The 6,325-nt window shown below is 70.2% G+C and carries 5 protein-coding genes and 1 pseudogene; 3 read left to right on the top strand and 3 right to left on the bottom strand.

Going from position 1 to position 6,325, the window contains the following annotated elements; translation table 11 throughout:
- From ACIBH3_RS23925 to ACIBH3_RS23915, 3 genes are all read left to right on the top strand, one after another.
- A partial coding sequence (locus ACIBH3_RS23925) for a DUF4097 family beta strand repeat-containing protein (RefSeq protein WP_396314090.1) occupies window positions 1-350 on the top strand: 350 nt, incomplete at its 5' end.
- Between the two features lie 13 nt (window positions 351-363).
- Window positions 364-1,374: an ATP-binding cassette domain-containing protein gene (locus tag ACIBH3_RS23920; RefSeq protein ID WP_396314089.1), complete on the top strand. Its 1,011-nt coding sequence runs from the start codon at window positions 364-366 to the stop codon at window positions 1,372-1,374.
- Window positions 1,371-2,159, top strand: a complete 789-nt coding sequence (locus ACIBH3_RS23915; protein ID WP_396314088.1) for an ABC transporter permease — start codon at window positions 1,371-1,373, stop codon at window positions 2,157-2,159. The genes ACIBH3_RS23920 and ACIBH3_RS23915 overlap by 4 nt, the downstream gene beginning before the upstream one ends.
- A 307-nt stretch (window positions 2,160-2,466) precedes the next feature.
- Here ACIBH3_RS23915 and ACIBH3_RS23910 read toward each other — a convergent pair.
- From ACIBH3_RS23910 to dnaB, 3 genes and pseudogenes are all read right to left on the bottom strand, one after another.
- Window positions 2,467-3,222: pseudogene (locus tag ACIBH3_RS23910) on the bottom strand (maleylpyruvate isomerase family mycothiol-dependent enzyme); the annotation flags it as partial.
- A 73-nt stretch (window positions 3,223-3,295) separates the two neighbouring features.
- A complete protein-coding gene (locus ACIBH3_RS23905; protein ID WP_396314087.1) occupies window positions 3,296-4,204 on the bottom strand; it encodes an aminoglycoside phosphotransferase family protein in 909 nt (302 codons plus the stop codon).
- 234 nt (window positions 4,205-4,438) lie between these two features.
- Complete coding sequence (gene dnaB / locus ACIBH3_RS23900) at window positions 4,439-5,917, bottom strand: replicative DNA helicase (RefSeq protein ID WP_396314094.1); 1,479 nt, start codon at window positions 5,915-5,917, stop codon at window positions 4,439-4,441.
- Between the last annotated feature and the right edge of the window lie 408 nt (window positions 5,918-6,325).

Below are 6,325 nucleotides of genomic sequence, written 5' to 3'. Positions count from 1 at the left end.
GCGACGTCACCTACGACAGCGCACACGGCTCCATCAAGCTCGACGAGACCGCCGACGCCCACCTCACCCTCCTCGCCGGCGACATCAAGGTCGGCAGCCTCGCCGGCCCCGCCCGGATCAGCACCCAGAAGGGCGACATCCACATCACCGAAGCCCTGCACGGCACCGTCACCCTGCGCACCGAGTCCGGCGACCTCTCGATCGGCGCCGCCCGCGGCGTCAGCGCCGCCCTCGACGCCGGCACCGGCCACGGCCGGATCCACAACGCGCTCAAGAACACCGACGGCACCCCCGCCCTCAACATCCACGCGACCACCGCCCACGGCGACATCACCGCCCGCAGCCTCTGAAGGAGCACCCATCATGACCAACCTGGCCATCGCGGCGAACGGGCTGCGCAAGTCCTACGGTGACAAGGTCGTGCTCGACGGCGTCGACCTGGCCGTCCCCGAAGGAACGATCTTCTCCCTGCTCGGCCCGAACGGCGCCGGCAAGACCACCGCCGTCAAGATCCTCTCCACCCTCATCTCCCCCGACCCCGCCTCCGGCGAGATCCACGTCGGCGGCCGCAACCTGGCCACCGACCCGCAGGCGGTACGCGCCGCGATCGGCGTCACCGGGCAGTTCTCCGCCGTCGACGGCCTGATCACCGGCGAGGAGAACATGCTCCTCATGGCGGACCTGTACCACCTCTCCCGCGGCGAGGGGCGGCGCACCGCCGCCGAGCTGCTGGAGCGCTTCGACCTGGTCGAGGCGGCGAAGAAGCCCGCCTCCACCTACTCCGGCGGTATGAAGCGCCGCCTGGACATCGCCATGACGCTGGTCGGCAGCCCGCGGATCATCTTCCTCGACGAGCCGACCACCGGCCTCGACCCACGCTCCCGGCACAACATGTGGCAGATCATCCGCGAGCTGGTCTCCGACGGCGTCACCGTCTTCCTCACCACCCAGTACCTGGAGGAGGCCGACGAGCTCGCCGACCGTATCGCCGTGCTCAACGACGGCAGGATCGCCGCCCAGGGCACCGCCGAGGAGCTGAAGCGGCTGATCCCCGGCGGACACGTGCGGCTGCGCTTCACCGACCCGGCCGCGTACCGGAGCGCCGCCCTCGCCCTGCGCGAGGTCACCCGCGACGACGAGGCACTGACGCTGCAGATCCCCAGCGACGGCAGCCAGCGCCGGCTGCGCTCCATCCTCGACCGGCTGGACTCGGCCGGCATCGAGGCGGACGAGCTGACCGTGCACACCCCCGACCTCGACGACGTGTTCTTCGCCCTGACCGGCACCGCCCCGCAGCCCGGCCAGTCCGGCCTGCCCAGCCAGCCCAGCCAGCCCAGCCAGCAGACCAGCCAGCCCAAGGAGGCTGTCCGATGAGCTCCCTCTCCCTCGCCGTTCGCGACTCCTCGACGATGCTGCGCCGCAACCTCCTGCACGCGCGGCGCTATCCGTCCCTCACCCTGAACCTGCTGCTCACCCCGATCATGCTGCTGTTGCTCTTCGTCTACATCTTCGGCGACACGATGAGCTCGGGCATCGGCGGCGGTGCGGACCGCTCGGCATACATCGCGTACGTCGTCCCTGGCCTCCTGCTGATGACCATCGGCAGCACCATGGTCGGGACCGCGGTGTCCATCTCCAACGACATGGCCGAGGGCATCATCGCCCGCTTCCGCACGATGGCCATCCACCGTCCTTCGGTGCTCGTCGGGCACGTCGTCGGCAGCGTGCTTCAGTCGATCATGAGCGTGGTCCTCGTCGGCACCGTCGCCGTGGCCATCGGCTTCCGGTCCACGGATGCCGGCGTCCTGGAGTGGCTGGCGGCGTTCGGGCTGCTCGTGCTCTTCGCCTTGGCGCTCACCTGGATCGCGGTCGGCATGGGCCTGATCAGCCCGAATGCCGAGGCCGCCAGCAACAACGCGATGCCGCTGATCCTGCTGCCGCTCCTGTCCAGCGCCTTCGTCCCGATCCACTCCATGCCCGGCTGGTTCCAGCCGATCGCCGAGTACCAGCCGTTCACGCCCGCCATCGAGACCCTGCGGGGCCTGCTGCTCGGCAGCGAGATCGGCCACAACGGGTGGCTCGCGGTCGTCTGGTGCCTGGGTCTCGCGGTGCTCGGCTACTTCTGGTCGACCTCGAAGTTCAACCGCGACCCGAAGTAACCGCCGTGACGACGCGGGCCGCCTCCCGCAACTCGTCCCGCCCCAGGGCGGCGCACTCCGACACCGCGTCGGAGAACGCCGCCCCGTCGGCGCGCTCCGGCGGCTTCGAGGGCGGTGCCGATGTTCCGGAGGACCAGGCGGAGTTGAGCGGTCGTGCGCCCGTCAGCACCGGCGAGGCGACCAGGGACGCCCGGGAGAACCCGGCCAAAGATCGCGATCAGCGACCCGGAGGCCGCCACGACGTGGCTGAATCCGTAGCCCGGAGGCATCGCCTCGGGCACGCGAGGTGACGAACCGTCACCTCCCACTCCTCCGGCTCCCAGGCGCGGAGCAGGTCGATCAGCCCTGCGTCTCCGTCGATCTGCAGGGAGTCCGCCGGCATACGGTCGTAGATGAAGAGGACCAGCTCACTGGCCGTGCCCCGGGCAGAGGCGCCGGCCGCGTCCGGGCCATCGCCGGTAGCGGTGGCAGGCAGACGGGCGAACCGTGCGCCCTCGCCGTCGACCGTGAGGCGCCAGGAGCGGCCCTCGGTGGCGTGGAAGTCGAAGGCAGTGGGCTTGTGCGGTCAGGCGGACGTCGTCGCGCAGCAGGTGGACAGGAACTCCTCGACACCGTCGAGTGCCGCCTCGTCCGGCAGCGGCTGCTGGGCACCCACGGTGACCTGAGCGTCGTAGGTGTGCACCGCAATCTTCTGGACCTGGTGCCGGGCGACGGCCCCGCAGGTCTGCGGCGACTGCGACGTACCCCACCACGTCCAGCAACCGCGATCCGGGCCGGCCTCCCGCAGTGCGTCCAGCAGCAGCTGCGTCGATGCGGCCGACCAGGCCAGCAGGGCCTCGCGCTCCCGGGGCGCCGCCGCGGCGCGCTCGGCGGCGGCCTCGGCCGGGGGAGCGTCGGCAGGCCCTGCCGCGACGATGGCGTCCCAGAAGCGGCGCCCCTGGCCCAGGTGCTGCACCAGATCGAACAGCGTCCACTCGGGGCAGGTCGGCACCTGCACGTCGAGGCTGGGCGCGCAGGCGACCGCGGCACGGAAGGCGGTCGACCGCTCGTCGATCAGCCGCAGCAGATCGGGGAGTTCCAGTTCCTCGGTGCACCACGCAACCAGAGCTCGTGGCGCGGCCGCAGCCGGGACTGGTTCACCGCTCGCCGGCAGTCTCCAAGATCGCGCGGAGACGCGACAGGCACTCGCCGGCGAAGAGGGGGTAGGTGCCCCAGTAGTACGACACCCCGCTGACTCCGACGGCGATGGCCCATGCCCGGGCACGCAGCCACGTCACGTCGTCGAGGCTCAGGGCGTCCCAGTACGCCTGTCGGGCCGCGGGTGGAAGATCCCACAGAGGCGAGTGCTCGGCGTCGGGAAATCCGACTGAGAGGCCTCCGAAGTCGATGACCGCGTGCAGCTTTCCCTCCTGGACCAGAAGGTTGCTGGGTTTGAGATCGCCGTGGAGCCACACCTGGCGGCCGGACGGCTCGGGCAAGGCCAGCGCACTCTGCCACAGCTGTCGTAGCTGCCCGATGTCGAGGTCGAGGCCCTGGATCGTTCGGCAGACGTCGAAGCACCCGCTGATCCACCGGTCACAAGCGTGCAGGCCACCTCCGCGGTACCAGCTGAGTTCGCCCTGCCGAGTGGCTCCCGTCAGGGGGATGGCATGCAGACGCTGCACGATCGCCGCCAGGTCGACCCCGAACGCGGACCAGTCGGTGACCGATCCGGGGCCGGCTTCATCGCCGTCGATCCAGCGGTACACCGACCAGGCGAGCGGGAATGCGGAACTCGGAGTGCCGCCGTGCACCGGCTCCGGGATGCGACAGGGAAGATGTGGCGCCAGCCGCGGCAGCCACGTCTGCTCCTTCCGTACGGCCTCGGCGTTGTCCGGGGTGCGCGGCAGCCGCATGAGCAGCTGGTCGCCGAGCCGGTACATCCTGTTGTCCGTGCCCGCACCAGCCGACGAGATGGGGAGGTCGGCCCATTCCGGTCGCTGCTCCCGCAACAGTGACCGGACGACCGCCTCATCCACACGGATCTCGTTCTCATGAAGTGTCACGGTGAGAGCCTTGTGCCCGGGCTGCGCCGCCGCCAGTGACTTTCCCGAGGCGGTCGCCGTTCGGAACACGATCCGCTGAGGATCTGTCAGGTCAGGTGAGACCGAGTGAGAATCTGCCAGCCTCAGTACGGCAGGAGGACGGCAGGGGTTCTCACTCCCGTGTCAGATCGGCCAGTCGGATGACATCGCGACTGAGAAGGTGACACGGGATCTGAGAACCTGCAAGAGCCCCCGTCAGTCCCTGGTCATGTCGACGAAGCGGGAGTAGTGGCCCTGGAAGGCGACGGTGATGGTGGCGGTCGGGCCGTTACGGTGCTTGGCGACGATCAGGTCGGCCTCGCCGGCGCGGGGGGACTCCTTCTCGTACGCGTCCTCGCGGTGGAGCAGGATGACCATGTCCGCGTCCTGCTCGATCGAGCCGGATTCACGCAGGTCGGAGACCATCGGCTTCTTGTCCGTACGCTGCTCGGGCCCACGGTTCAGCTGGGAGAGCGCGATCACCGGGACTTCGAGCTCCTTGGCCAGCAGCTTCAGGTTTCGCGACATGTCGGAGACCTCCTGCTGGCGGCTCTCGGCCCGGCGCGAGCCACCGGACTGCATCAGCTGGAGGTAGTCGATGACGACCAGCTTGAGGTCCTGGCGCTGCTTGAGGCGGCGGCACTTGGCGCGGATCTCCATCATCGACAGGTTGGGGGAGTCGTCGATGTAGAGCGGCGCCGCGGTGACGTCCGGCATCCGGCGGGCGACCCTGGTCCAGTCGTCGTCCGTCATGTTGCCGGAGCGCATGTGGTGCAGCGCGACCCGGGCCTCCGCCGAGAGCAGGCGCATGGCGATCTCGTTGCGCCCCATCTCCAGCGAGAAGATCACGCTCGGCAGGCCGTTGGTGATCGAGCAGGCCCGCGAGAAGTCCAGCGCCAGCGTGGACTTACCCATGGCAGGCCGGGCCGCGATGACGATCATCTGGCCCGGGTGGAGGCCGTTGGTGAGGGCGTCGAGGTCGGCGAAGCCGGTCGGAACGCCGGACATCTGGCCCTGCCGGGAGCCGATCGCCTCGATCTCGTCGAGGGCGCCCTCCATGATGTCGGCGAGCGGCGCGTAGTCCTCGCTGGTGCGCTGCTCGGTGACGGCGTAGATCTCAGCCTGGGCCGCGTTGACGATCTCGTCGACGTCGCCCTCGGCGGCGTACCCCATCCCCGCGATCCGGGTGCCGGCCTCCACCAGGCGGCGCAGCACGGCCCGCTCGTGGACGATCTCCGCGTAGTACTCGGCGTTGGCCGCGGTCGGGACGGAGTTGACCAGGGTGTGCAGGTAGCCGGGGCCGCCGACGCGGGTGAGTTCGCCGCGCTTGGTGAGCTCACCGGCGACGGTGATCGGGTCGGCCGGCTCGCCTCTGGCGTACAGGTCGAGGATCGCGCCGTGGATCAGCTCGTGCGCCGGGCGGTAGTAGTCGGCGGGCTTGAGCACCTCGACGACGTCCGCGATGGCGTCCTTGGAGAGCAGCATGCCGCCGAGGACGGACTGCTCCGCCGCGAGATCCTGCGGGGGCACCCGCTCGAACCCGTCGATCCCCGAGCCGCGCTCGCCGTCCTCGTCGCGGCGCTGCTTGCCGCCGCCGCGCTGGAAGCCGCCCTCGCGCCCGTCCCGCCCGTCGCGCCCCTTGCCGCCGCCGGGGCCGCCCTGGCCGCCGCCACCGGGGCCGGAGCGGTGCCGCACCGGCAGGCGGTCCCCCGGGCCGTCCGGGAACGGCGCCTCCGGGAAGGCGCCGACGGCGAAGGGGCCCGCGGGGAAGGCGTCGTCGGACGGCTGCCAGTCGTCCTCCGGCGGTGGAACGTCGTGGTCGTCGTACTGGGGGCCGGTCACGCGTGTTCCCCGATCAGCGAATGGTGCGAGTGGAGCGGTCCTTGCCGGTGGCTCGGAGGAGCAGTCGTGCTCCTCTTTCTACGCCACCACACCGACAAATCGGACGGCGGGTACCGGTGGGAGTGTCGGGTGAGCGTCCCACGCTAAGGGGGAGGAGGGCCGGTGGCCAAGATGGTTATCCACAGGCCATGTGGACGACGGCCCCAACCCTGTGGAGAACTGCCCCAAACCTGTGGACACCCCTGTGGAAAGCCCTGTGGA

It is taken from the genome of Kitasatospora sp. NPDC050543 (assembly GCF_044457565.1).
Lineage (GTDB): Bacteria > Actinomycetota > Actinomycetes > Streptomycetales > Streptomycetaceae > Kitasatospora.
Note: the sequence above shows the minus strand (reverse complement) of the source record. Positions and strands in the feature narration are given on the sequence as shown.